The 25,763-nt window shown below is 41.0% G+C and carries 22 protein-coding genes and 1 riboswitch; of the genes, 9 read left to right on the forward strand and 13 right to left on the reverse strand.

Features of this window, described 5'->3' with window-relative positions; genetic code table 11:
* Positions 1-36: 36 nt before the first annotated feature.
* The 7 genes from CSQ79_RS02925 to prfB all read right to left on the reverse strand — a co-directional run bounded on the left by CSQ79_RS02925 (position 37) and on the right by prfB (position 5,619).
* Complete coding sequence (locus CSQ79_RS02925; RefSeq protein ID WP_099699679.1) at positions 37-1,344, reverse strand: aminopeptidase P N-terminal domain-containing protein; 1,308 nt, start codon at positions 1,342-1,344, stop codon at positions 37-39.
* A 182-nt stretch (positions 1,345-1,526) separates the two neighbouring features.
* Positions 1,527-2,297 carry an MBL fold metallo-hydrolase gene (locus CSQ79_RS02930; protein ID WP_099699680.1) on the reverse strand — a complete coding sequence of 257 codons (771 nt, stop codon included), beginning with the start codon at positions 2,295-2,297 and terminating at the stop codon, positions 1,527-1,529.
* Positions 2,294-2,890: an anthranilate synthase component II gene (locus tag CSQ79_RS02935; protein ID WP_099699681.1), complete on the reverse strand. Its 597-nt coding sequence runs from the start codon at positions 2,888-2,890 to the stop codon at positions 2,294-2,296. Before CSQ79_RS02935 ends, CSQ79_RS02930 begins: the two co-directional genes overlap by 4 nt.
* A 31-nt stretch (positions 2,891-2,921) precedes the next feature.
* Positions 2,922-3,368: a diacylglycerol kinase family protein gene (locus CSQ79_RS02940; RefSeq protein ID WP_099699682.1), complete on the reverse strand. Its 447-nt coding sequence runs from the start codon at positions 3,366-3,368 to the stop codon at positions 2,922-2,924.
* 97 nt (positions 3,369-3,465) lie between these two features.
* Entirely contained in the window at positions 3,466-4,020 is a 555-nt protein-coding gene (gene ybeY, locus CSQ79_RS02945) for an rRNA maturation RNase YbeY (RefSeq protein ID WP_289500372.1), read from the reverse strand.
* Entirely contained in the window at positions 4,017-4,217 is a 201-nt protein-coding gene (locus CSQ79_RS02950; protein ID WP_099699683.1) for a DUF3285 domain-containing protein, read from the reverse strand. Before CSQ79_RS02950 ends, ybeY begins: the two co-directional genes overlap by 4 nt.
* A 285-nt stretch (positions 4,218-4,502) precedes the next feature.
* A protein-coding gene (gene prfB / locus CSQ79_RS02955) for a peptide chain release factor 2 (protein WP_143755414.1) occupies positions 4,503-5,619 on the reverse strand; the annotation gives its coding sequence in 2 pieces (ribosomal slippage) (positions 4,503-5,546 and positions 5,548-5,619; 1,116 coding nt in all).
* Positions 5,620-6,254: 635 nt separating this feature from the next.
* Between prfB and CSQ79_RS02960 the strand changes: the two genes are divergently transcribed.
* The 3 genes from CSQ79_RS02960 (at position 6,255) to CSQ79_RS02970 (ending at position 9,835) form a co-directional block, all read left to right on the forward strand.
* Positions 6,255-7,040, forward strand: a complete 786-nt coding sequence (locus CSQ79_RS02960; protein ID WP_099699685.1) for an RNA polymerase sigma factor SigF — start codon at positions 6,255-6,257, stop codon at positions 7,038-7,040.
* Positions 7,041-7,120: 80 nt separating this feature from the next.
* Positions 7,121-8,263, forward strand: a complete 1,143-nt coding sequence (locus CSQ79_RS02965; RefSeq protein WP_099699686.1) for an NACHT domain-containing protein — start codon at positions 7,121-7,123, stop codon at positions 8,261-8,263.
* Positions 8,264-8,296: 33 nt separating this feature from the next.
* On the forward strand, positions 8,297-9,835 hold the full coding sequence (locus CSQ79_RS02970; RefSeq protein WP_099699687.1) for a pentapeptide repeat-containing protein: 1,539 nt from the start codon (positions 8,297-8,299) through the stop codon (positions 9,833-9,835).
* Positions 9,836-9,938: 103 nt separating this feature from the next.
* Here CSQ79_RS02970 and CSQ79_RS02975 read toward each other — a convergent pair whose 3' ends face one another.
* From CSQ79_RS02975 to CSQ79_RS02985, 3 genes are all read right to left on the reverse strand, one after another.
* Positions 9,939-10,397 (reverse strand): GNAT family N-acetyltransferase, encoded by a 459-nt coding sequence (locus CSQ79_RS02975; protein ID WP_099699688.1) that lies wholly within the window; start codon positions 10,395-10,397, stop codon positions 9,939-9,941.
* Between the two features lie 34 nt (positions 10,398-10,431).
* Positions 10,432-12,432 (reverse strand): magnesium chelatase ATPase subunit D, encoded by a 2,001-nt coding sequence (gene bchD, locus CSQ79_RS02980; RefSeq protein WP_099699689.1) that lies wholly within the window; start codon positions 12,430-12,432, stop codon positions 10,432-10,434.
* A gap of 132 nt (positions 12,433-12,564) precedes the next feature.
* Complete coding sequence (locus tag CSQ79_RS02985) at positions 12,565-13,788, reverse strand: sensor histidine kinase (RefSeq protein WP_099699690.1); 1,224 nt, start codon at positions 13,786-13,788, stop codon at positions 12,565-12,567.
* A 232-nt stretch (positions 13,789-14,020) separates the two neighbouring features.
* Positions 14,021-14,169, forward strand: a riboswitch (cyclic di-AMP (ydaO/yuaA leader).
* A gap of 104 nt (positions 14,170-14,273) precedes the next feature.
* Here CSQ79_RS02985 and ntrB point away from each other — a divergent pair.
* The 5 genes from ntrB to polA all read left to right on the forward strand — a co-directional run bounded on the left by ntrB (position 14,274) and on the right by polA (position 21,905).
* Positions 14,274-15,113, forward strand: coding sequence for a nitrate ABC transporter permease (ntrB, locus tag CSQ79_RS02990; protein ID WP_099699786.1), 840 nt, complete (start codon positions 14,274-14,276; stop codon positions 15,111-15,113).
* Positions 15,114-15,145: 32 nt separating this feature from the next.
* Complete coding sequence (locus tag CSQ79_RS02995) at positions 15,146-16,558, forward strand: ABC transporter substrate-binding protein (RefSeq protein WP_099699691.1); 1,413 nt, start codon at positions 15,146-15,148, stop codon at positions 16,556-16,558.
* Between the two features lie 69 nt (positions 16,559-16,627).
* Positions 16,628-17,488, forward strand: coding sequence for an ABC transporter ATP-binding protein (locus CSQ79_RS03000; protein ID WP_099699692.1), 861 nt, complete (start codon positions 16,628-16,630; stop codon positions 17,486-17,488).
* Positions 17,489-17,594: 106 nt separating this feature from the next.
* Complete coding sequence (locus CSQ79_RS03005) at positions 17,595-18,938, forward strand: ArsB/NhaD family transporter (protein WP_099699693.1); 1,344 nt, start codon at positions 17,595-17,597, stop codon at positions 18,936-18,938.
* Between the two features lie 33 nt (positions 18,939-18,971).
* Positions 18,972-21,905, forward strand: coding sequence for a DNA polymerase I (gene polA, locus CSQ79_RS03010; protein ID WP_099699694.1), 2,934 nt, complete (start codon positions 18,972-18,974; stop codon positions 21,903-21,905).
* Between the two features lie 131 nt (positions 21,906-22,036).
* Here the strand turns inward: polA and CSQ79_RS03015 are convergent, their stop codons facing one another.
* On the reverse strand, positions 22,037-22,906 hold the full coding sequence (locus CSQ79_RS03015) for a class I SAM-dependent methyltransferase (RefSeq protein WP_099699695.1): 870 nt from the start codon (positions 22,904-22,906) through the stop codon (positions 22,037-22,039).
* Between the two features lie 487 nt (positions 22,907-23,393).
* Here CSQ79_RS03015 and CSQ79_RS03020 point away from each other — a divergent pair, with 487 nt between their 5' ends.
* Positions 23,394-23,873: a phosphate-starvation-inducible PsiE family protein gene (locus CSQ79_RS03020; protein WP_099699696.1), complete on the forward strand. Its 480-nt coding sequence runs from the start codon at positions 23,394-23,396 to the stop codon at positions 23,871-23,873.
* Between the two features lie 110 nt (positions 23,874-23,983).
* Here CSQ79_RS03020 and CSQ79_RS03025 read toward each other — a convergent pair whose 3' ends face one another.
* Positions 23,984-24,247, reverse strand: coding sequence for a LapA family protein (locus CSQ79_RS03025; RefSeq protein WP_099699697.1), 264 nt, complete (start codon positions 24,245-24,247; stop codon positions 23,984-23,986).
* Between the two features lie 55 nt (positions 24,248-24,302).
* Entirely contained in the window at positions 24,303-25,742 is a 1,440-nt protein-coding gene (locus tag CSQ79_RS03030) for a phosphoglucomutase/phosphomannomutase family protein (RefSeq protein ID WP_099699698.1), read from the reverse strand.
* Positions 25,743-25,763 lie beyond the last annotated feature (21 nt).

Genomic DNA, 25,763 nt, shown 5'->3' on the forward strand with positions numbered 1-25,763 from the left:
CCGTGATTCATGCTCAGAACCCTGATCCCTGGTCTATCAACGTTCTATGTCTGCGATCGCCTTGGGGACACCCGCAGTTAAAACTTCGTTTCCTGACTCAGTAACTAACACATCATCTTCAATGCGGATACCAATTCCACTCCAACGAGGATCGATTTCGGGTTGATCTTCTGCTGGTTTTGTATTGGGAACGATATAAAGCCCTGGTTCGACGGTGAGAACTTGTCCAGGTTGTAGAATGTGAGGATGATCGCCGTGTTGATAGACACCGACATCGTGAACATCCAAGCCTAACCAGTGTCCTGTACGGTGCATATAAAAAGGTTTATATTTTTCTTCCTCAATTAGCTTGTCGATTTCACCTTTGAGGATACCAAGTTCGACTAAACCTGTGGTGAGGACGCGCACAGCAGTATCGTGAAACGCATTGTAAGGATTGCCTGGTTTCACTTGCGCGATCGCCGCTTGTTGTGCTTCTAGGACGATTTCATACAGCGCTTTTTGTTCAGGTGTAAACTTACCGCCGACTGGAAATGTCCGCGTGATGTCTCCGTTATAGTACTCATAGGCACATCCGGCATCAATAAGCAGCAGTTGATTGTCCTGCATTTGGCAGTTGTTCTCGATGTAGTGCAGCACGCACGCATTAGCACCAGCAGCAACAATTGAGGGATACGCAGGTCCCATACCACCACGTCGGCGAAAGATCTGTTCAATTTCGGCTTGGATTTCGTATTCGTAACACCCAGGTCGGGCGATCGCCATTGCCCGATTGTGAGCCTCAACAGAAATTTCTGCAGCTTTGCGCATTAATTCCAACTCCGCTGAGCTTTTTGTTAAACGCATGGCGTGTAAAAGGATACCAACGTCTTCTAAAGCAATTGGTCCAGTACCGCGTTTCGGGTATGTTGCAAGCAGGCGTTGCCAGTGTTTGAGAATGATGTCGTTAAAAGCGCGATCGCGTCCTAAGCGGTAATAAATCCGATCAGCTTTTTCAAGATACTGTGGTAGTTTTTCATCAAGTTCGGCGATCGGATAAGCTTCATCTGCACCATAAAGTTCTTTGGCACCATCTACACCACAGCGGTATCCTGTCCAAACCTCTTTTTCCCGATCTTTGGGTTGAACAAACAAGATAAATCGATGTTCTGGATGATGAGGTGCTAACACCGCCACGGCTTCGGCTTCATTAAATCCAGTCAGGTAGAAAAAGTCACTATCTTGACGGTAAGCATATTCCACATCATTGTGCATGACTGCTGTAGGCGCGCTGCGAAAAATTGCTGTTCCGTTGCCGATTTTTGTCATCAGCTGTTCGCGACGTTGGCGATAATCTGCTTGCATTACTACTTTTTAAAGTTTTGAGTTTTGTTAGCGTAGCGGTGCCTTAGCACGTTTTAAGTTTTGAGTTAACCTCATCATTCATAATTCCGCGATGCGGCAAAGTTACTGAACTTTATGCTCAATTGTAGACGAACCACCTTGAACAAAGCTGCCAAGGTGGTGATATTAACAGGATGCGATCGCTAAAATTGGTAGCTCAACACTTGAATTGCTGAGCCATTTTGTGGTAAGTCAGCAGCTCTGATGGTCACTGAATCAGAGTTAGAGCGTCGCACAGGCATTCCGTCCATCACAGCGAGGAAATCATCAACAGCAACAATATCGCAGCTTTTTTCATCTGCTGCTTGGGTACGGTAGTGAGTGGGAATAACTAGCTTAGGATTCAGCATTTTTACTGCTGCTTGTGCTTCCTGGGGATTGTAAGCTTTCGCACCACCTCCCACGGGAACCAGTACCACATCAGGAGTTCCCATTAAGATTTTTTGTTCAATTGTAATTGGTGCAGCAGCACCTCCTAAGTGCAAAATATTAATACCTGCTTGTGTCCAGCGCCAGGCGACATTGGTTCCAAAACGTTTTCCGCCGACGCGATCGTGGTCTGTAGCTATTCCTTGAAATTGGATGTCATTAAATTCATAAACTCCTGGTTCAAAAATCAAGCGGGGATTACCTGGCACCGCTGCTACAGCACCTTCATCAAGTAACTGGCTGCTGATTAAGACTAGATCTGCCTCAACGTTAGGAGGGCGATAGCCAGCAGTACAACCCAATGTCTGAAATGGATTGACTAAAACGCGGGTTCCGCCTCCAGTAAATAAAAAGCAGGTGTGACCTAGCCATCTAACCGATAACGAACCTTCTTGTGCTACAGCAGATTGAAATTTAACTAGGGTAGTTGCTACAGTTGTTAGCAAGCCTGCCCCAGCGTATTGCATTAATTGTCGCCGTTTCATCTTTTCTCCAGTTGTTCCAGGAAATTTCGTAGTAGTTGCTTTCCTGAATTTGTTAGCACACTCTCTGGGTGAAATTGGACGCCTTCAATGTGTGGATAGTTTCGGTGTCTTACACCCATAATTGTGCCGTCGTCTACCCAAGCCGTAATTTCTAGTACGTCTGGGCAGGTTTGCGGATCGATTACTAAACTATGATACCGAGTTGCGGTCAAAGGATTTTCTAATCCTTTAAAAACACCAATGCCACTGTGGGTAACATCAGATGTTTTACCATGCATAAGTTCTGGCGCAGAGACAATCTGACCGCCAAAGACTTGACCAATGCTTTGATGACCTAAACACACACCCAGAATTGGTAAGTTAGGACCTAGGTGACGAATGATATCTAAAGAAATACCAGCATCGTCAGGACGTCCAGGACCTGGAGAAATGACGATCCCCGCCGGCTGCAACTGGCGGATTTGCTCTAAGGTAATCTGATCGTTACGGTAGACTTGGATTTCTGCTGCAACTGGAAATTCTGCTGCCAGTTCCCCTAGGTACTGTACCAAATTATAGGTAAAGCTGTCGTAGTTATCGATGACTATGAGCAAGGCTATTTGTCCTCATTCTTACTCCTCTCTATCATAAAGCGGCACGCACTAAGACTAGTAAAGGAGGTAGTAAGAGAATGCCAGCGACGAGTACAGATGCTAATGCTGCAACAAGTACAGCACCTGCAGCACAATCTTTAGCAACTTTGGCAAGTTCATGATAACTTTGCTTGACGGTCAGATCGACAACAGACTCAATTGCTGTGTTCATCACTTCTAACGCCAGCACTAATCCACTTGTAATTCCAATAACAGCTAGTTCAATTGCTTGGAGGTGTAATGAAACCCCTAAACTTATTGCTAAAGCACCAATTAATAAATGAATGCGAAAATTACGTTGGGTTGTAAACGTATAACTTATACCACTCCAGGCATATTTAAAACTAATTAATAAATTGGTGGCTACTCGCCAAGAAAACTCCCGCTTTTTTGAAGCTTCTGGTCTGTTCGGCTGTGATGTGGAAATTTCTTGAGACATATACGCGAAACCAGAGCACAGGAGTTATTGGATAACAAACTGGAGGTAATCTATCATCTTATGTGGAAATAAATCAGTGACGACGAGCATTCTAGGCTTAAAGATTTACTGCAATGTTGACTTTGTTCAGCAGGTTAGTTTGCTGAGTCAACATTTGGTTTAGACTATCATCGTCAGGGTGATCCCAGCCCAGCAGATGAAGCAAACCATGCACTGCTAGCCATGCCAGTTCAACTTGCAGAGTGTGTTGCTGTTGATTAGCTTGCCTTGCGGCTGTGTCAACCGAAATTACTATATCACCAAGATATAAGGGAAGGTGCGATCGCATCTCAATCGGTAGAGGGAAATTATTTTCTAATGCTGCAAATGCCAGTACGTCCGTAGGCTTGTCTTGCTGACGATACTGGGCATTCAACACTTGAATTTCTGCATCGCTAGTTAAGCGCAGGCTAAGCTCATATCCAAAGGCTAGAGGAAGATCGTCTTGAAGATCTTCGAGCCAGCATTGAAACCATGTTTCCCAAGTCTCTACTGCAATCAAGTTAGAGGTATCTTGCTGCTTGACTTCTGGAGAATCTAAGCAACAATTTTGTACTGTGACTTCAATTTGCAGTTGTTGTAAGTCTTCGGTAATACTTTGTTGTTTTGTCATCGAGTTAGATAAGCAAGTCCCACAAGAACGGCTAAAAGCCCAACCGTAGTCAAAATAAAATGTTGTAGCGAAGTAGCTCGCTTACGCACCATATTACGCATGGCAAGCTTAACATAACTTGGCTTCGGTTCTGTGGTGGTTGGAGTAGATGCAGAAGAAGGATTGACGGTTTGCTCTGGTACAGACGAATTACTCATAAAAGAAAGGTGCTAAGGCTTGCAATTAAATATACTGCTATGGATTCTTCCCCCAATGTAGCAGTTGGTGAAAGTAGTGGGAATGTAGGAGTGTAGGTAACAAAGTTTTGAGTTTTGTTAGCGTAGCGGTGCGTTAGCACGTTTTGTTAGCGTAGCGGTGCCTTAGCACATTTTGAATTGAAGAAAGTTTTATAACTCATAACTCAACACTCAACATTCATCACTCTCTTAATCTTCCGCATACCCTACTACCCTACTAGCCGCCTACTCTCTGACCCTCTGCAACTAAGCACTCTCTACAAGTTGGTTTTCTTGACGAAGATAAGCTTGGATAAACAGATCAATTTCGCCATTCATCACGTCAGCGATCGCAGTTGTTTCCACATTCGTGCGCAAATCTTTCACGAGTTGATAAGGATGAAATACGTAGTTACGAATTTGGTTTCCCCAAGCGGCTTCTACCATATCGCCTCGAATTTGGGCAATTTCTTGAGCGCGTTGTTCTTGTGCAACAATCAGTAGTTTTGCTTTGAGAATCGCCAATGCTTTTTCTTTGTTTTGCAACTGACTGCGTTCTTGAGTACAACGAACTGCAATCCCTGTAGGAATGTGAACAATGCGTACTGCTGTTTCTACTTTATTAACGTTTTGCCCGCCTTTACCACCAGCCCTAGATGTTGTGACTTCTAAATCTTTTTCTGGTATGTCTAGCTGCACTGAATTATCTATTTGTGGCATGACTTCTACGCCAGCAAAGCTAGTTTGGCGCTTGCCATTGGCATTAAAAGGAGAAATCCGAACTAAGCGATGCGTTCCTTTTTCACCTTGTAAGTACCCGTAAGCATAACGACCTGAGATTTCCAGCGTAGCAGATTTGATTCCTGCTTCATCTCCTTCAGAAAGTTCAGCAAGATTTACCTTATAACCTTGATTTTCTCCCCAACGAGTGTACATCCGCAGTAGCATTTCTGCCCAATCTTGAGCGTCAGTTCCTCCTGCACCAGCATTGATTGTTAGAACTGCACCTTTTTCGTCATAAGGATCTGATAATAACTGTTGTAGCTCCCATTGATCGAGTTCTCGATTTAGCTGCACCACATTTGATTCAGCTTCATTTAACAGTGCTTCATCAACTTCTAACTCTAAAAGTTCCAGCACTGCTTTTGTGTCTTCTAAACTTGCTTGCCATTGTTTGTGCTGTTCCAGATGCGCTTTGAGATCGTTCATTTCTTGAAGCGTTTGCTGCGCACTCGTTTGATCTTCCCAAAACTCTGGTTGGGCTGCAATCTGTTCAAGATCTTGAATTTTTGCTGTCAGTGCTGGTACGTCAAAGATAGTCCTGGGTTTTACCCAGGCGATGAGATAACCTTTCGACTTCGCGTTTAATTTCTAGGACTTCCATATTGCTTGAGTAGACAAGAACGTTGACAAGGGCGATCGCTCTTCTCCTTGATTTGTATTTTCGATTTTAGCGACTATTGACTACTTCATGACAAGAGTCTTGATCAAGCCTTTCAATGATTGTTATGAGGTGTTGATTGGATTTTAGCAGGATGAAAGTATTTGGTGATGTCAGCTAATGTCGGCGAGGACACCTCGCCGCCCGCTGCCATGTCAAATAAGTACTTTACCTTAAATCCTTACCATCTATACGGTTGCTAATGTCCTAACTAAGTCTTGTAAAAACTGCTATGGAGCCATTTGTTTTGGCGATCCTCGACTCGAAGTCCTTAATTCCTATTATGTCACTACTTACAACTATTAATTGCTCTCAATAAGTAGCTTGGCAATAGATATTTAAGACAAATAATCAAGTGCTCTAGGTGTAATAGCTGTAGAGACGACACGCCACCACTAATACTCAGAAAATATACGTAAAAATGCCGAACTGTCAATAGGTAGCCTGAAGAAATTCAGTGGAATGACGATGGTTTCTTATGGCTTATCTACGGAAAATAATTTCAGCTTGGATAAAAGTTTAGTCAATTTTTTACAAATTTTTCTAAAACGTTATTTGTTTTCTCTATAGGGGTTTTTATGTCTAAAACTCAATATTCTAACTATTCAGAAGCACGAGAAGTCCTAATTTCATATCATCAACACCCCTCAGTTAGATTACGAAATAAACTGGTTAAGTTACATAGTGGTTTAGTACGAAAAATGGCACATCAATTCAGCCATCAATGCACTGAACCCTATGAAGATTTAGAACAAATAGGTTATTTGGGTTTGATTCGGGCAATTGAGAGATTTGATCCTGAGCAAGGATATGCATTTAGCTCTTTTGCTATACCTTATATTCGAGGCGAAATTCTTCATTATTTACGCGATCGCTCGTGTGCAGTTAAAATTCCTCGTCGCTGGCAAGAGATTTACAACCAAGGACAAAAAGTTCGTAAAAAGCTAACTTCTTCCTTAGGGCGTTGTCCAACCGATTTAGAAATTGCTCGTTTCTTGCAAGTGCCTGTACAAGAATGGCTTGATTGTAAATTAGCAATTCAAAACCGCATTACTTTAAGCTTAGACACTACTGTTGTACATCATGTTGATTGTCCAATCACATTAGGCGAAGCACTTGCTGATCCTCGTTCTACTAGCTTGCGTCAACAAGAAGAAGAACGCCAACAACTGCAAGGTGCCATGAGTCAAATGGAGGAAAAAACAAGAATTGCAGTGGAATTAGTGTTTTTAAAAGAACTTTCACGTAAAGAAGCAGCTCAACATATTGGTACTAGCCCAATGACAGTAACACGTTACTTGCAAAGAGGTAAAGCTCAACTAGTATCTTTACTACAAACACCCGCATTAGCCGCAGGTGCTTAACACCTACTTTGTTCGTTTTTCATTAATTTCATCTATGTAAACAGCTTAATAAATACATTTATTGCAATAGTTAACATATTATGGTACTCAACAAAAGCTCAGAACCAGCTTTGAATATAAAAAAAAATATTAAAGTGGATGCACAAAGTCAAGTAAAATTTAAGTATTCTTGGCTCAGCAATAAAAAGAATGCTTTATCTTTCAAAGTTCAAGAAACTGAAACAGTTCAACAAATCATTAGAAATCCATTGTTATTAACTTTGCTGCGTTTGGTTTTTGAAGAGACAGGTGAAATTCCTCCGAGTCGCGTTCAGCTATATGATGCAGGATTAAAGATTTTTTTAAGGCAGTGGGATCATACTAAAGATGTAGGAGATGAAACCTACAAGAAAATGACACTCAACCAAAAAGAAGGTTTACTAAGTTATGTTGCTTGGATGTCTTATGTGGATGGAGAGCACTTTATTAAGCAGCAGCAACTAGAGCAATACATCACTAAATATATCCAAAAAATATCTATAAATAAAATTCAACCCGAATTTGCAATTAGACAAAGTAAGCAAATTTTACAGTCTATCCAAGTACAACACAGCCTATTTAGTGAATGGACTCCAGGAATTTATGCATTCTCTGTTCTTTCTTTTCATGAATATTTTGCTGCTAAAGCTATTGTAGAAGGTTACACTTTTAAAGAAATAGAACAAACTCTTAAGTATCTGGTTGATCAATTAACAGAAAGCCGCTGGTATCAAATCGGTATTTTGGTTGCTGCTATGTTACCTAATGCAGATTATCTACTGATATTGATAAAGCAAAAAATTGATGTATTCATTAAGGAAAAACTGACTCTTCAACCTTTTCTAAAGTGGCTAGAACAAAAATCTTTTAGCGTTAATAATGTCTATAATCCAGCAGCATTTCGAGCTTTTTGTATAGAATGCATTTTAGAAATTGAGGCTGAAATTTCTTGTAACTTAGATAACAGTTTGTCTACTGACTTAGCTGCTAACTCTACTCAATTAAATAATATAGCGTCAGAATTACAAAAATGCCGTTTCAGTGATTCTCAAAAGCTAGTATTGCAACAGTATTATGAATTGTCTAGGGTTCTATTTGAAGGTATGGAAAATGCAGGGAATTTAACTGACAGCATTCAAGAAGAGTTAAAGCAAACTTTATTTTTATCAGCAGAATTTTCCTCGGTACTGGAAGTGAGTGCATAATAGATAAATTACTGAATAGTTTTTCGCACTCTTATGTCTAACAAAGAGTTAGATCCTTTGCAGCAAATACCAAGTAATTACCAACAGCTTAACTCCCAAATTGATCAGTTACAACAACAGCAGAATGTTCTGGCTAAATATTTAACAGGGCTGAAACAGCGCTTGGATAGCTTAAGCGAACAGTTTGATAAGCGACCTGAAGTGCAGCAACTGGTTAGATTGCAAAACACATTAGCTAAATTACAGGAACTCAACGTATTCATTACTAATACTCAGAATTTAAGTTCAGGTATCAACATTGACAATCCTAGTAGAGATTCTAGTATTAATCAGGCTAGCGAGCCAAACATTACCCCTGAAGAATTTTGGAGACGCTACAATAACGGACAGTATGACTTTACAGGCTATCATCTTGCAAAGATTAATTTAAGTAGTAAATCTTTGAACGCAAAAAACGTAAACTTTAGTCAAGCTAATTTGGTACAAGCCAATCTAAGAAAAGCAAACTTTGCTTTAGTAAACTTTAGCAGTGCTAATCTACAAAATGCAAATCTTTATAAGGCAATACTAGAGCACACTAATTTGAGTGGGGCAAACTTAGAAAAAGCAGACTTACATCAAGCGATTTTTACTAGAACTAATCTTGAACGAGCAAACTTAAGTGAAGCAAACTTGAGGAATATTGATTTATCTTTTCAAGTAAATTTAGAAGAAGCTAATTTAAGCGGAGCAGATCTTAGTAACGGAAATTTACGTCAAGTAAATTTTTTGAATGCAGATTTGAGTAATGCTAATTTAAGTCGAACTATTTTATTTGCTACTCATTTTGAAAGCGCAAATCTCCAAGGCGCGAACCTACATCAAGCAGCTTATGACTTATCTACAGTATTTCCTGATGATTTTAACTTAACAGAATCGGGAGCGTACTTGATTGCTCCCAATACCACTTTACTAAGAGCTAATCTAGCGGGTTACAATATTGCAGAAGTTAATCTGACACAAGCGAACTTACAAGAAGCAAACCTTTATGCCACAAACTTGAGTGGTGCAAATCTGAGTGAAGCCAACTTGAATGGTGCAAACCTCAGGAAAGCAAATTTAAATGGTGCAATTCTACTACAAGCTAACTTAAGTGCAGCTAACTTAAGTGAGACCAATTTAACACATGCAAATTTAATTGCAGCAAATCTGACAGAAGCTAACCTAAGTAGAGCAAGTTTAGACGGCGCAAACCTAATCGCAGCTAATTTGAGTCATGCAAATTTAAAAAACACACATCTTGACAAGATAAACTTTAGTGGTGCGATTTTAGAAGGTGCAAATTTAATTGGGGTTGTGTTTCAAGGAAATCTTAGTGGAGCAGACTTGAGTAGAGCTAATCTATGTGGTGCTAATTTCAGTAATGCTAACTTAAATGCAGCAAATTTCACATCAGCAGATTTGCGTGGGGCAGATTTAAGCAATGCCGATCTTGAAAAAGCAAATTTAATACAGGCGAACTTAAGTGGAGTCAATCTTGCAGGAGCAAACTTGAGTCTAGCGATCATGCCTGATGGCAGCGTTCATGACTGAAAATAATTGCGATCGCTTCCTCGTCGTTGAATACTAAATTGCTAATCTACTGACCATTTATCATCGACCGATGACAGCCTTTCATTTTTTTATTCTTACCCACTTATTTATCTTGATACTGCATAATAGTTACCGACAAAAAAGGAACCAGCTTGGCAGCTAGCTGTGAGATACCAAACTTGAGTTTAAGGCTTTGGGGTAGCGCTTGCCACGAAATCGGCACAAAACCAAAGCGAGTATAGTACTCAGCTAGTTTGCTACCGACACATTCTAAATAAAGTGGCTGTGTTGCTTGTGCAATTAAATGCGTAACTAAATAACTTCCCAAACCGCGATCGCGCCAAGCTGGTGATACAACCAAACTACCAAGTTCTTGTGCTGTCTCAAAACTACGTAGTTGCCCACAAGCCACAATCTTGTGATGACACTCAATCACCCAAAACTGCGACCAATGTAATTGAGTTGGATCGAGTTTAGCACTGAACACTAATTTGCGAATTGTCCAAATGTCATTCTTAAGGGCGGGACGAAGCGAACATCCTAATGGCAATTCCTGTTTCACTTTCACTAGCCACTAACCACTAACTACTAGCCACTTAGCGAGACTTCAAACTTGATATTGCATTCTTTGTCATCGCAGCGATCGCTTGATCGGTTGCTTTTGGTAAATGATAGTATTTTCCTCCAGCTTTTTGAGCAAGTTCTTTGGCAAATCCTGTAGAAATAAATTTACTTTCGGTATCGATGACGAGTAGCTGCATTCCCAAAGCGCGAATTCTTGCAGCAATATCTAATAACTCCCCTTTGATATCCGGTTTTTCACCTTCGATCTGAGGTTCACCTAGCGATCGCGATAGGGGAATATTTGCGCGTCCATCAGTAATTGCGACAATGACAACTTGACCAATATCACCAGACATTTGAGCATTTGTTCCGGCGCGGACGGCTTGTGTTAAACCATGCGCTAGTGGCGAACCACCTCCACAAGGTAATCTTTCTAATCTCCGTCGGGCTGCGGCAATTGAACGTGTTGGTGGTAATAATACTTCAGCTTGTTCGCCTCGAAACGGAATCAAGGCGACTTGATCGCGATTTTCATACGCCTCTGTTAATAATCGCATCACAGCACCTTTGGCAGCTTGCATGCGGTTGAGTGCCATTGAACCAGAAGCATCAACGACAAATACCACTAATGCGCCAGCTTTGCGAACTAAACGCTTAGCGCGAATATCGCCTTGTTCAACAATCACTTTCCGGTTCGGTTGGCGTTCGTGACGTGCTTTTTGATAGGGGGCTGCGGCGCGGAGTGTTGCATCAACTGCAATGCGTCGGACTTTGCCTTTTGGTAACATTGGCTTAACATAACGCCCGCGATCTTCTGAGAAAATGACACTGCGGCTTCCTGCTTTACCCTGACGTTGAGCCATTTGGGCAAAATACAGCACACTGGGATCGAGAATGACTCCTTCAGGATCAAACACAAATTCTTCAGGGATACTGGGTGGTGTTTGTTGTTCCTGTTCTTGTTCTTGTTCTTCTTGTTCTTCCTGGGGTTGTTCAGATTGATCTTGTGGTGGTGGCGGTGGTGGCGGTGGCGTTTCCTCTTCAGGAGGCATTTGTACGATTGTTGCTCGCGGGACAATGACTAATTCCACAGCCCGACGTAAATCTTCTGCATTGACTGCGGTGCGTCCATCGAGTGCGGCGGCGGCTTTGGCAACGCGGAGGGCAAATAGTTCCGCACGATGTCCTTGAACTCCCGCGCGGATGGCTTCATCAACTAAATAAGCAATTTGCTCGTGGCTGATGCTGACATCTTTTAACCATTCTCTCGCTAGAATGATTTGAGTTTTGAGGCTGTCGATGTCTTCACTGTATTGCTGGAGAAATTCTTGGGGCGATCGCGCATAAGAAATAGCTTGTTCAACAGCTTGAACGCGTTCGTCAATGCCTAAGACTTCATCGGCGGAAAGGGCGATCGCAATGCGATCGAGGAGGTGTTCGCGTAGTGCGCCTTCTTCGGGGTTGTATGTAGCAATAAATAGTGGCTTACAAGGATGCTGGAAGCTAATTCCTTCGCGTTCAATCTGGTTGCGCCCTTCAGTTAAAACAGTTAATAGTTGATTGCTGATATTGTCATCTAGCAAATTGATTTCATCGACGTAGAGAACGCCGCGATGTGCTTGGGCGAGTAATCCTGGCTGAAAGACAGTGTCTCCTTGTTTAACAGACTGTTCAACATCAACTGAACCTAATAGCCGATCTTCAGTAACGCCTAGGGGAATTTGGACAAATGGTGCGGGAATGACTTCGGTTTCTAGTTGTGTACCGCCGATGCTCGACTGCTCGTCCCATTCTTCTGGACGGTGAGGATCGCAGTTACAAATCGAATTTTTGACAACTTCAATTGGAGGTAAAAGTGCGTGAAGTGCGCGCGCCATAACTGATTTTGCCGTACCGCGACGACCTGCGATCGCGACTCCTCCTAATCCTGGATCGACGGCTGCAAGTAGCAGTGCCAATTTTATTGCTTCTTGACCAACAACAGCGGTTAATGGAAAGGCTGTCATGGTTGAGGAGGAATTGAGTACAGGCATTGTTTTTACTAAAAAGGGATCAAAGGTCAGAGGTCAGGGGTGATTTTCTAATCTTAGAATGAGACTGCTTAGAGCTTGAATGCTTTTTTAGCTTGCACATTTTTTTTGCAGAGACGGAAACATTCAATAATACTATTTTGACGCTGATCTGTAATCCCCGATCCCTGACCTCTCATTAACTTCTACCGGTAAGATTACCGTGAATGTTGAACCAATTCCAATTTGGGAAACAAGTTCGATTTCACCCTGTAGGAGTTTGACTAAGCGAGAAACAATTGCGAGTCCTAAACCTGTGCTATCTGGTAAGTGGGATTTTGGAATGTCGTCGATGCGATAGTAGGGTTCAAAAATTCGTGGTTGATCTTCTGGGGCAATACCTATACCAGTATCACTGACTGCGATCGCCCATTTATCTGCTAATGAATTACATCTTACGGTTACGCTTCCTGATGGCGTGTAACGAATGGCATTACTCACAAGATTTGTCACAATTTGCTGAAAACGTAATGCGTCAGTGATCACTTCTAGTGGCGCATCTGCTAAGTCTGCAGTGATTTGTAAGTTTTTCGCTTGCGCCATTGGTTGTAACATATCTAGCACATCTTGAATCACAGCACATACATCGGTCGGTGCAGGATGTAGTGTCATTTTCCCTGCTTCATATCGCGATATCTCTAGCGCATCATTAATCAAACGCAGCAAATGTCTACCGTTACGCAATACGCGCTCAATATGTTCGATATTTTTATAGTTATCTTTGATGTCCGTTTTATTTTGGAGACGGATAAACAAATCTGAATAACCAATAATTGAGGTTAAAGGATTTTTTAACTCATGAGCAAGGTGAGAAAAATTCTCTTGATTTGCTCGAATTAAGCGGGTGAGTTCTTGATTGTGTAGTGTTAATTGCGATTGAAGGTGCTGTAATTCGCGCAGTCGTTCCTCTACATAACTTTGAAAACAACGAGCGATCGCATCATCGACAACTGCATCTATAAGGCGAAACACTCGAATAACTTCTGTTGACGAGACTTGCTGTAAATCTGGTTCTAATGCTGAGAAAATTGCTCGTCTTAGTAAGCGATACTCGCGGGCAATTTCGCTTGGGTCAAAACCTTCTTCCGCACGGTGAATGCCGTGTACTAAACTTGCCTCAATCAGGGTTTGAATATCATCCTCTGTCGTTTTTGATAGCACTGTAGCCATTGCTTCGAGCACATGAGGTACGTGATTGCGTATTGCTGTGTAGCACATACCTTCAGCACTTTCAATCTGCCGATCTCGGCGTACAGCTTCTATCCAGTTATCGATAATTGTGTTGCTTTTATCAAGCAGTATTTGGCTAAAATCAAACATTTTGGCAGCGTTGGCACAACGCAATAAAGCAAGTCTACTTGTTTTAAATTAGTGTAATTATGAAGCGATCGCCCACTGAATTATTTACGCGAGCCTGATTCATGCTTTGTGGCGATTGTACAGCGCAGTGCTAGATGCGATCGCAACTTTTAAGGTTCACCCTGAAAATCCTTAAGACGTAACGAATCTTGATATTGTGGCAACCCTGTGCTATAGTAGTAAAAATTTATCATGAGTAAGTCAGCCTAATCTAGTATCTCGCCTTGCAAGGTGAGTCTAGAGCGGAGGAACCAAAGTTTTGGGGCGTATCTGTTAAGTGCAGAGGGATAACTCTCTATCCTAGCCCGTCAGCTAACTTCGTAGGCATTGAGAGGAGACTGAAGAGTTAGCATTTCTATTACTACTAATAGTTTGCTCTCGTCAGTATTCCTAGCTAGTAACGCACATAGTTTTTTGTGCCTGCTTTTAATCCTGAGGGGAGTTTAATAGTGTTTAACCTGATTGCTGTTTTAGCAGTTGCAGGACACAGTACCTGGAAAAAAGTACGACCTATTGTAGTGCGGGATGCTGTTTTACTTCCTGCTGCTGGTTTCTTAGGAGTGATTATTCTGTGGTGGTTTATTGCCACTTTCTTAACCAACTTAATGCCTACCCCAGTTGAGGCACTCATCGCCAATTTAGACTACATTTTGAACCCATTTTACCGACGGGGACCAGGGAATTTAGGACTTGGTTGGTTGTTACTGGCAAGTTTAAGACGGGTATTAATTGGTTTTGGACTAGGTGCTTTAGTCGCCATACCGATTGGTTTTCTGATTGGGATGTCTCAGCAAGCCTTGCTAGCACTCAATCCTTTAATTCAAATTTTCAAACCTGTATCGCCACTCGCATGGCTACCTATTTCGCTTGCTATCTTTAATTTAGCCGATCCCTCTGCTATTTTTGTCATCTTCATCACTTCACTATGGCCCACAATTATCAATACAGCTTTGGGAGTTTCTAGCGTTAATAAAGACTATATCGATGTAGCACGAGTATTGGAAATGCCGCGTTGGCGACAGATTACCAAAATTATTTTACCTGCGAGTTTGCCTTACATTTTTACAGGTTTAAGAATCAGTCTCGGCATTGCATGGCTTGTAATTGTTGCTGTAGAAATGCTTACAGGTGGTGTTGGTATTGGCTTTTTTGTTTGGGATGAATGGAGTCGCCTCAATTTAAGTTCAGTCTTCCTAGCTGTATTAGTTATTGGCTTAACAGGATTGGTGCTTGATTATGCTGTAGGCAAAATTCAGGAATTGATAACGCATCGCCCGAAAAGTTAGGAACTATTAATTATTGACGACTAATTGCTGATATGAATTATACCGACAAGAACTATTGGAGTCGGCGCAGCTTTCTTTTAGGAATGGGTGCGACAGTAGGTAGTGCGGCATTATCTGCGTGTGCTATTAATGCTAATCGCGCACCTCAAGGACTATCTACTGCTGCTTTGGCAGTGGAACAAGTCGTCGATCCACAAACATTAGAAAAACCTAACCTTACTGTAGGATACGTCCCTGTCAATGATTGTGCGCCGTTTGCGGTGGCATGGGAAAAAGGTTTTTTTCGCAAGTATGGTTTAAATGTCACACTCAGTCGTGAGGCAAGCTGGGGTACATCTCGCGATGGTATTATATTTGGTCGCCTTGATGCTTCTCCTGTTGTCTGTGGCGCAGTGACAAATGCCCGTACCGGTGCGGAAGGTGCGCGTCATGCACCCTTGTGTGCTGCGATGACAATTCACCGTCACGGTAACGCAATGACGATGAATAAAGCAATGTGGGAATCAGGCTTGCGTTCTTGGCGGGAGTATAACGGTAATTTAGCTGAGTTTGGGCAAGATTTTCGTCGCTATTTTCAGAATTTGCCAGCAGAACAAAAAGTTTGGGCTGTTGTACTGAGTTCGGCAATTTATGAGTACTTTGTGCGTTATTTAGCCGCAGCAGCAGGAGTCGATCCCGACGCAGAGTTTCGCATCATTATTGTTCCTCCGCCGCAGATGGTAGTCAATATGCGCATTGGTGCGATGCAAGCTTATATGGTGGCAGAACCTTGGAATACAAGAGCAATTACGGGTAACGAAGGCATTGGCTTTACTTTCGCCCAAGGAAAAGAGATTTGGCAAGGACACCCAGATAGACTTTTAGCAGTTATGGAGTCTTTTATTGATGAAAATCCTAAGACTTATCGATCGCTTGTCAAAGCGATGATCGAAGCCTGTCAGTATTGCAGCAATCCTAACAATCGGGAAGAAGTTGCCGAAATTCTTACAAGTAGATCTTTTACTGGTGCCAAGCTGAATTTAACTCGTGCAGCAATTGTCGGTGAATACAATTACGGCGGTTTTGATAACCAAGAAAGAATAGTGCGATCGCCTTATACAACTATTTTCTTTGATTTGCCGCCTGATCTTGCTCAAATTCCCAACGATCGCTCAACATTTATGTGGCAATCGGAAAGTATTTGGTTGATGACGCAGTCGGCGCGTTGGGGACAAATCAAATCAATTCCTAAAAATGCTGAAGAACTTGCTCAAAAAGCATGGAGAACAGATCTTTATCGAGAAATTGCTGCAGAAATGGGTATTGATTGTCCCAAAGACGATTTCAAAATTGCACCTGCTACAGCTTTCATAGACAAAAATGCTTTTGATCCTAGCGATCCAGTAGGGTATCTCAATAGTGTTGAAATTCGTGCTAATCGTCCTAAATCTTTTCTCTTGTCTTAACGAGCAAGAAATTTATATTTTGCTCAGTAACGAAGTGGGCAATGACTAACTAATTTTAGAGGTTTAAAGATGAAATCTACTTTTTATCAAACTCACCAATACGAACAAAATTTCAACCATAATGGTTTTTTAGAAGTTGAAAACTTAGTGAAATCTTATCCTAAAGCTGATGGAAGCGAATTTGTTGTTCTTGACGGTATTAATCTTACAATCAATGAAGATGAATTTATTTCAGTCATTGGTCACTCTGGTTGTGGTAAATCAACACTTTTAAAAATTGTTGCTGGACTAGAAGAACCAAGTTATAGTTCTGTACGTTTGGATGGTAAAGAAATCCGCAAGCCTGGGGCTGAGAGAATGATGGTGTTTCAACACTATTCATTACTACCGTGGCTAACAGTAAAAGAGAACATTCGTTTAGCTGTAGATGAAGTTTTAAAGAATACTTCACGCGCTGAAAAAATTAGTATAGTTAACGAACACTTATCAATGGTGAATTTAACAGCAGCAGCTAATAAGTATCCTGATGAAATTTCTGGCGGGATGAAGCAGCGTGTAGGCATTGCTAGGGCGTTAGCGACTCGTCCAAAAATGTTACTCATGGACGAACCTTTTGGGGCATTAGATGCTCTAACTCGCAGTAAGTTACAGCGTCAAGTATTAGATATTTGGGAACAACATAGACAAGCTGTAATGATGATTACCCATGATGTAGATGAAGCAATTTACATGTCTGGTCGTATTGTTTTAATGACCAATGGACCTGCTGCTAAGATTGGAGAAATTATCGATGTGCCCTTTTCTCATCCACGCGTTAGCGAAACTCCTCTGCAAGAGGCTCGCGTTGCTATGCGTAATTCCCAAGAATATTATGATATTCGTAACCATGCACTCAATTTCTTAGAACGCTATTTTTCTCAAGACAAATAAGATAGCAACCCTAACGCATAAGCAGCTATACCCTATTTAGCATTAACTTGAATTTACTTTTATTTTCCATTATTTCTGTTGTCGTTAATTTACCTGAGACAATTCAATGGCAAGCTGGCAAGCAACTTTTAGCTCACTGATATTTATTGGTGTCATTATCTTAATTATGACAGAGAAAATGCACCTAACTATTGCAGCATTTTTAGGTGCATTGCTACTAGTTTTTGCCAATATCATGACATTGGCAGAAGCAGTTACATATATTGCCAGAAGCTACTCTACACTAGCGTTATTCTTTGGAGTTATGGTGCTAGTAAGAGCTTTTGAACCAACAAAAGTATTTGATTACTTAGCAACTCAAATAGTTATTTTAGCCAAAGGACAAGGTAAAAGACTTTTGCTAGGAATCGTTGCAATTACAACTCCAATTTGTGCAGTGTTGCCAAACGCCACAACTGTGATGCTGTTAGCACCTTTAATTCCTCCCATTGCTGAAGATGTAGGAGTTAATTTTGTTCCTTTATTAATTTTAATGGTGTTTGTTGCTAATAGTGCAGGCTTACTAACATTAGTAGGAGATCCAGCAACATTTATTGTTGGGGATGCTGTTAATATCAGTTTTATAGATTATTTAGGGCGTTTAAGTTTAGGAGGAGTTATTGCAGTAGGAGCAATTGTAGTGATGCTGCCATACTTGTTTCCTAAAATTTGGCGAAAAGAATTAGCAAGTTTGGATCAGTTACCACACCCTCAGATTAATCATCCTCGTGTTTTGACTTTGGGAATTATACTCATAGCTTTTGTACTGCTGTTCTTTGTAATAGGAGAAATGCTACCAATTCCTATCTCACCAGCGGCAGTAGCATTACTTGGAGCAGCACTTGCTTTGTTACTTTCACATCATAGTAAAATTGAAACGGTTAACCATATTCTACGTGATGTAGATTGGAGTACTTTAATATTTTTTATGTGTATTTTTGTCATAATTGGAGGACTAGAAAAAACAGGGGTTGTTAGTAGTATCTCTGGAATCTTAGCGTTTGTTTTAGGTAGAAATATTGCTTTGGGTGCGCTAGTTCTATTATTTTTGGTAGGAATTTTATCAAGTGTTGTACCAAATATTCCGCTAGTTGTTGCTATGGTGCCATTGCTTAAAGAATATGTTGTTAATGTAGGATTAGCAGCACCAGAAATATTACAACCAGGATTTCAAGGTGAGTTACCGCCTGTAGTTCTACCGTTATTTTATGCGATGATGTTTGGTGCAACTTTGGGTGGAAATGGCACTTTAGTCGGGGCTTCTTCTAATATTGTGGCAGCGGGAATTGCTGAACTTCATGGGCGACGAATTTCATTTGAGACTTTTTTGCGTTATGGCATTCCAGTGATGATTGTGCAATTAATCGCGGCTGCTTTGTTTATCTCGATTCGCTTTTTGATTTTTAGGTAAGCGCCGGTAAGCTGGAAAAGCTAAAATAGTAATATGTCTCAAGCTTTTACCTCTACTGTGGCTTCATCTCTTACACGCCCAACATTTATCTTAGTTGATGGGCATTCACTAGCTTTTCGCTCGTATTTTGCATTTGCCAAAGGGCGTGATGGGGGTTTACGGACAACGACGGGAATTCCTACGAGTGTATGTTTCGGTTTTCTCAAGGCGTTATTAGAAGTCATGGCGGTAGAAAAACCTGAAGCTCTAGCGATCGCCTTTGATCTCGGATTACCGACTTTCCGCCACGAAGCCGATGATACATATAAAGCAGATCGCCCAGGTACGCCAGAAGACTTTGTTCCCGATCTCAAGAATCTACACGAACTACTCGACGGCTTAAACTTACCAATTATCACCGCACCAGGTTACGAAGCGGATGATGTGCTAGGAACACTCGCGCAAAAAGCAAGCGCAGCAAGGTATCGAGTTAAGATTTTGACAGGCGATCGCGATTTATTTCAACTCGTCGATCCGCAAAAAGATATTAGTGTTCTGTACTTAAGTTCTGATGCGTTGAAGCGCTCATCCACAGGATTAACAGAATACAAAACAGAACAAGTTAAAGAAAAGATGGGTGTTTTACCATCACAAATTGTTGACTTTAAAGCACTGTGTGGAGATAAATCAGATAATATTCCTGGCGTTAAAGGTATTGGTGAAAAAACAGCAATTCAGCTACTCAATCAACATACATCACTTGAGCAAATTTATAACTCATTAAGTGATATAAAAGGCGCAACGCAAAAAAAACTAGAAGCAGGGAAGCAAGATGCTGAAAAATCTCGTTATTTAGCAACAATTGTTGTTGATGTACCATTAGACATTGATTTAGAAGCAGGCAAATTAACAGGTTTCGATACAACAACTCTCAAGCCCATACTAGAAAAGTTAGAATTTAAATCTTTCCTCGGTAAAGTTAACGAACTTCAGCAGCAGTTTGGTGGTGTCATTGCAGAAGAAGCAGAAGTTATACCTGACGCAAAACCGATCACAGTACCAACGTTTGAGAGTGACGATCTGTGGTTCTTTAGTGCAGAAGATACCGAAGCAATTCAAGAACAGCCTTTTACCCAAATCACACCGCAAATCATTGATACGCCTGAGAAATTAACGCAGTTAGTACAGCGATTACAAAAGCATACTAGTACTTTGTCACCTGTTGCTTGGGACACAGAAACAACAGATCTCGAACCACGCGATGCACAACTTGTGGGAATTGGCTGTTGTTGGGGAAGTGAAATTGATGAGATGGCGTACATTCCCCTTGGTCATACAGTGGGAGATAATCTAGATACTGCAACAGTATTAGCAGCATTGCGCCCAATTTTAGAAAGTGCAGAGTATCCTAAAGCGTTGCAAAATGCCAAATTTGATAGGCTGGTGTTGCGGTGTCAGGGAATTAATCTTAAGGGTGTCGTGTTTGATCCGATGCTAGCAAGCTATGTTTTAGATCCTGATACCAGCCATAATCTAAGCGATCTAGCCCAGCGATATTTAGGTTTAACTGCAAAAAGCTATACCGAGTTGGTACCGAAAGGCAAAACTATTGCAGATTTAGACATTCCTGCTGTCGCCGAGTATTGCGGTATGGATGTTTATGCAACGTATGGGTTAGTACCAAAGCTACGCGCAGAATTAGATAAAACTCCTGCTTTACATAAATTGTTAATTGATGTTGAACAACCGCTAGAACCTGTGTTAGCCGAAATGGAGTATACAGGAATTCACATCAATACGGCGTATCTACAAGAGTTTTCAAAACAATTAGAAAAAGACTTAGCAGCAATTGAGGAACAAATTTATGCAGTTGCTGAAGAGAAGTTTAATTTAGGTTCACCGAAAAAGCTTAGTGAACTCTTATTTGATAAGCTAAGCTTAGATCGCAGAAAGTCACGAAAAATTAAAACAGGTTACTCAACAGATGCCGCAACGCTAGAGAAATTACGTGACGATCATCCAATAGTAGAAGCAATTTTAGAGTATCGCACTTTATCTAAACTCAAATCTACATATGTTGATGCACTACCAGCATTAGTGCGCCCAGACACTCAGCGAGTGCATACAAGTTTTAATCAAACTGCAACTTCGACGGGGCGATTATCTTCCTCTAACCCGAACTTACAAAATATTCCAATTCGGACAGCTTTTAGTCGCCAAATTCGCAAAGCGTTTATTCCTGAATCTGATTGGTTATTAATAACAGCAGATTACTCTCAAATCGAGTTACGTATTCTCGCGCATTTGTGTCAAGAGCCAATTTTAGTCAAAGCTTACCAAAATAACGAAGATATTCACAGTGTAACTGCAAAATTACTATTTGAAAAAGATGTCGTTACTTCTGAAGAACGCCGTTTAGCTAAAACGATTAACTTTGGTGTAATCTACGGTATGGGTGCGCAGCGCTTTGCCCGAGAAACGAAGATGAAAGCTGCGGATGGTAAGGTATTTATTGAAAGGTTTAACCAGCAATATCCTTTAGTCTTTGAATACTTGCGGCGCATGGAACAAGAAGCCATAGCTAAAGGATATGTACAGACAATTTTAGGACGACGGAGATACTTTAATTTTACAAGCGATCGCCTGCGGCAGTTACGCAATCTCAAGCCTGAAGATATTAACCTTGATGAAATTCGCGGTTTAACTGCAAATGACGCTGGGTTACTCCGCGCTGCTGCTAATGCTCCGATTCAAGGATCAAGTGCTGATATTATTAAAATTGCGATGGCGCAACTACACGAACTATTACAAAATTATCAAGCGCGATTGCTACTGCAAGTTCACGATGAATTGGTATTTGAAGTTCCACAAGATGAGTGGGAAGAATTACAGCCAAAAATCCGTTCAACAATGGAATCTGCAGTGTCCTTAAGTGTACCGTTACTTGTAGAAGTGCGTGCAGGTGAAAACTGGATGGAAGTTAAGTAATGGTACACCAGATTTGATTTTATAGCAAGACGCATTCAGGTTAGGACAAGTAGATTTAGTAAATGTATTGCTATACAAAGCTTTTAAACAAGCTAATAGCTAACAGAAGAAATTTCTAACGGCTACACTTATCATGCTAGTTTAATACCAACTAATGAGATTCCTCTAAAAATTATTGATGACTTTGCTATTTTTCTTCTTAAAGAATACGGGAACTGTAACATTATATTTTCACTTAATTGAAATATATTTTTCGTAATTGATGTTAGAGGAATTTTGATCTGAAAATTTTCGGTACTCTTGTAGTAGCTGATTTGCGAAAAACCAACCTTTTTAAACAATGCGTATAGATCAGTAATTAAATATTCTTGAAGATGAAAGCCTGTCGCAATTTCATCATAACAGCCCGAAATATCATGCGGACCTGATAACCGATTAGGAGTGTGGCAAATGTAGACTCCACCAGGTGCTAAGGCGTTATAGATATTTTGTAGTTGTTCAATTGCATCTTCTGGATGCAGATGTTCCATAAGTTGATCGCTGTAAATAACATTCACACTTCCCGCCTCCACCGGAATACTCACACCATCAGAAATGACAAGTTCTAAGTTTGGAGGAAAATCAATATCTTTTGTAATCTCATTAGAAACATCAACGGCGTAAACTTGACGAGTGATTTTTGCAACTTCTGACGCCAGACAACAATCGCCAGAACCAACTTCTAGAAACGTTGCATCAGGATGTAAAAAATCTCGGATTAATCGTATCCGACTATGGCTCCACTGTAAATTGTCTTCAGGATCTGCTTTATTGATTAACTGCGGATGAAAAGGAACTTTCTGAAATAACTCATCGTATACGCGAGTATAAAGATGCTGACGTTCTTCTTTAGTTGCATGACGCAATTTTGTTGCTAAATCTTTTTCAACTTCGTATAAATGTCTAATTTGTTCAACCGTAAGATTGTTTTTTTGGGCGTATTCATTAATGTAGTTCGACATAATAAAATTTAGTTACATTTATGCGAAAAAAACTTTTACTTCGACTCATTGCTGGCGATCGCATAAAAGATGAGTATTTTTCATAACTTATCACGATTTTAACCGCAAACAGTGATTTTTATACAGGTGAATTATTAATAACGACTTGATGCCAATATGATTGTATTGCAATACTATTAGTTGTAACAATGGCACAGTGAACGACACACATTAAGTTAAAGTGAAACACTACGATCTGGTTTGAAATGTAGTTTTTAATCTTCTTTCACCAACATCAGCCAGAGAGTCGTTACAAACATATTGAACTGCAGAAGGCAAAGTACCGTTCACTCGTTACCTTAACTTTGCACTAAGTGAATCCATTGATATTGTTCAACAGGCAGCGGTTTCTGATTTTTTAGATAAATAATTTAAATACAAAATCATTAAACTATAAGTTAATCTAAGCATAATCTCTCATCAACACTACACGCAGGAGGAAGCTTAGATGCAGCAACCATTAAAGACCCCGTTAAATTGGTACGAAGTGTTGAATCGCAATCTGCTTGTGCGTAGCTTAGAGACAATTCAAGACTTGATTGTCGTCTCGCTGTGCATTGGTTTATTCTGCGTGATGATGATTCAGCTTAGAGGCATATTTTACTTAATGTTGCCACCACTCAACTTTCACGAAGTCACCGCAGATATTTTGTTTTTGCTGATTATGGTGGAGTTGTTTCGCCTGCTGATTATTTATTTACAAGAACAGCGCGTGTCGATTGGTGTTGCGGTAGAAGTATCGATTGTCTCAGTATTGCGTGAAGTGATTGTGCGCGGAGTCTTAGAAGTTCCTTGGAATCAAATGCTAGCAGCGTGTGCCTTTTTACTCGTTTTAGCTGGATTGTTGATTGTACGAGTTTGGATTCCACCAACTTTTGAAGGAATCGATCCTGAACAGCGGTACGTCAAACACTATCAAGGGGAGTAGAAGAGTGGGAGTGTGGGAGTGTAGGAGGTGTGGGAGCGATTTGATGATTATTGCTCTTTAATACTCAATAACCCTACTACCTAACTACCCGCCTACCCTTTTGCACCTGTTCACTCATCTACAAAGAATTCATCATCTGATTCGAGGCTATTTCTTCTCGATGAACTAGCTAGCCATAAAGGTTGGGTCAATGCCATAGCAAGCATACCTAAAGTAGCACTAAAAGCTAGTACCAACCCTGCGGGAAGTTGAATTGATTGAAATGTCAAAAATCGCAAAGAAACTGGGGTAGCGTTTTGTACGGAAATGATTGCGATCGCCACTACCCAGCCAGCAAGAATTACAATTGTTAGCAAATTAGCAAGAACTCTCATAGAAGCAATTAGCTATTAGCAGCCTGTTTCTAGTCTATCGTTCTTGCTATATCTCTTAAACTACAGCAGGTTCTAGTTGATTGATGGTTTGTTCCATTTGAGTTGCAATTTGATTGAGTTTCTCAGCCGAAGTTGCTTCAATGTAAACGCGCATTAGCGGTTCAGTACCGGATGGACGTAATAGAATCCAGCTACCTTCTTCGAGGTAAAGCTTAACACCATCTTTACGACCAACTTCTTTGACTTGAATTCCGGCAACATCACAGGGTGGATTGTTTGTAAACGAATCGATGACAGCAGCTTTGTGCGCGTCGTTGAGATGTAAGTCTAAGCGCTGATTAGATAATGGTCCATTAGCTTCAGAAATGGCTTCTTCGACCAACTGACTTAACGGTTTACCCTCATAGGCGATCGCTTCTGCAACTAACATATCGGCTAAAATTCCGTCTTTTTCAGGAATATGCCCAATCACACTTAAACCACCAGATTCTTCACCACCAATTAACACTGTAGTTTCGCGCATTTTCTCCCCAATATACTTGAAACCTACAGGAGTTTCATAAATTTCCAAGCCATAGCTAGCTGCTAAGTTATCGAGTAAATGCGTTGTGGCAACTGTCCGCACGATCGCGCCTGATTTACCGCGATTTTTGACCAAGTGACGGGCAAGCAAGAGTAAAACAGTATTTGGTGTGAGAACATTTCCTTGTTCATCGACAACTCCAAAGCGATCGCTATCACCATCTGTAGCTAAGCCCAAGTCGGCTTGATCTTTTTTTACAGCTTCAACTAACTCAATGAGTTGTTCGCCTTTAGGTTCGGGCATTCCACCGCCAAATAAGACATCGCGCTGTGCATGAAAAGTTTCTAACTCACAACCGCAGTGTTCTAACACCATGTCTAAGTAACCGCGTGAGGTAGAGTAAAGCGCGTCGTATTTGACTTTTAACTTAGCGTTACGAATCTTCTCAACATCGAGTAGCGTGTAAAGAAACTTAAGATATTCGGGTTTGGGATCGAAAGTAGAGATTTTATCTTTCCAATTTCCACTGACAGGTGCATCGTCTGCACCGGAGATATTTGCCACAATAGTATCAGTAATCTCAGGAGTGGCAGGACCAGCGTAATCAGGAATATACTTAATCCCACAGTAGGGTGCCGGATTATGACTGGCAGTGAACATCAATGCACCAGCACTTTTTAAGTGACGGGCGTTGTAAGCAATTACTGGGGTGGGACAATCCCGATCAGTAATTTTCACACTCCAACCGTCTGCTGCTAATACCTCGGCAGCAGTTTGGGCAAACTCGTCAGCGAGAAAGCGAGTATCGTAGGCAATAAGAACTGGTTGGTTCTTGTTGTAAGCGGTTTCAAGGTAACTTGCGATCGCCCGCGTTACTTTCCGCACGTTGGGGAAGGTAAAGTCATCAGCAATAATACCTCTCCATCCATCGGTACCAAACTTAATCTTGCTGGAATTGTTACTAGCGCTCATTTTTTGCCACTCCCTGTCGTT

Origin of the sequence: Gloeocapsopsis sp. IPPAS B-1203 (genome assembly GCF_002749975.1) — a bacterium.
GTDB lineage: Bacteria > Cyanobacteriota > Cyanobacteriia > Cyanobacteriales > Chroococcidiopsidaceae > Gloeocapsopsis.

Coding starts and splice junctions, on each gene's coding strand:
- CSQ79_RS02925 (WP_099699679.1), bottom strand. CDS start 1,344: ATGCAAGCAGATTATCGCCAACGTCGCGAACAGCTGATGACAAAAATC.
- CSQ79_RS02930 (WP_099699680.1), bottom strand. CDS start 2,297: ATGAAACGGCGACAATTAATGCAATACGCTGGGGCAGGCTTGCTAACA.
- CSQ79_RS02940 (WP_099699682.1), bottom strand. CDS start 3,368: ATGTCTCAAGAAATTTCCACATCACAGCCGAACAGACCAGAAGCTTCA.
- ybeY (WP_289500372.1), bottom strand. CDS start 4,020: ATGACAAAACAACAAAGTATTACCGAAGACTTACAACAACTGCAAATT.
- CSQ79_RS02950 (WP_099699683.1), bottom strand. CDS start 4,217: ATGAGTAATTCGTCTGTACCAGAGCAAACCGTCAATCCTTCTTCTGCA.
- CSQ79_RS02960 (WP_099699685.1), top strand. CDS start 6,255: ATGTCTAAAACTCAATATTCTAACTATTCAGAAGCACGAGAAGTCCTA.
- CSQ79_RS02965 (WP_099699686.1), top strand. CDS start 7,121: ATGGTACTCAACAAAAGCTCAGAACCAGCTTTGAATATAAAAAAAAAT.
- CSQ79_RS02970 (WP_099699687.1), top strand. CDS start 8,297: ATGTCTAACAAAGAGTTAGATCCTTTGCAGCAAATACCAAGTAATTAC.
- bchD (WP_099699689.1), bottom strand. CDS start 12,432: ATGCCTGTACTCAATTCCTCCTCAACCATGACAGCCTTTCCATTAACC.
- CSQ79_RS02985 (WP_099699690.1), bottom strand. CDS start 13,788: ATGTTTGATTTTAGCCAAATACTGCTTGATAAAAGCAACACAATTATC.
- CSQ79_RS02995 (WP_099699691.1), top strand. CDS start 15,146: ATGAATTATACCGACAAGAACTATTGGAGTCGGCGCAGCTTTCTTTTA.
- CSQ79_RS03000 (WP_099699692.1), top strand. CDS start 16,628: ATGAAATCTACTTTTTATCAAACTCACCAATACGAACAAAATTTCAAC.
- CSQ79_RS03005 (WP_099699693.1), top strand. CDS start 17,595: ATGGCAAGCTGGCAAGCAACTTTTAGCTCACTGATATTTATTGGTGTC.
- polA (WP_099699694.1), top strand. CDS start 18,972: ATGTCTCAAGCTTTTACCTCTACTGTGGCTTCATCTCTTACACGCCCA.
- CSQ79_RS03015 (WP_099699695.1), bottom strand. CDS start 22,906: ATGTCGAACTACATTAATGAATACGCCCAAAAAAACAATCTTACGGTT.
- CSQ79_RS03020 (WP_099699696.1), top strand. CDS start 23,394: ATGCAGCAACCATTAAAGACCCCGTTAAATTGGTACGAAGTGTTGAAT.
- CSQ79_RS03025 (WP_099699697.1), bottom strand. CDS start 24,247: ATGAGAGTTCTTGCTAATTTGCTAACAATTGTAATTCTTGCTGGCTGG.
- CSQ79_RS03030 (WP_099699698.1), bottom strand. CDS start 25,742: ATGAGCGCTAGTAACAATTCCAGCAAGATTAAGTTTGGTACCGATGGA.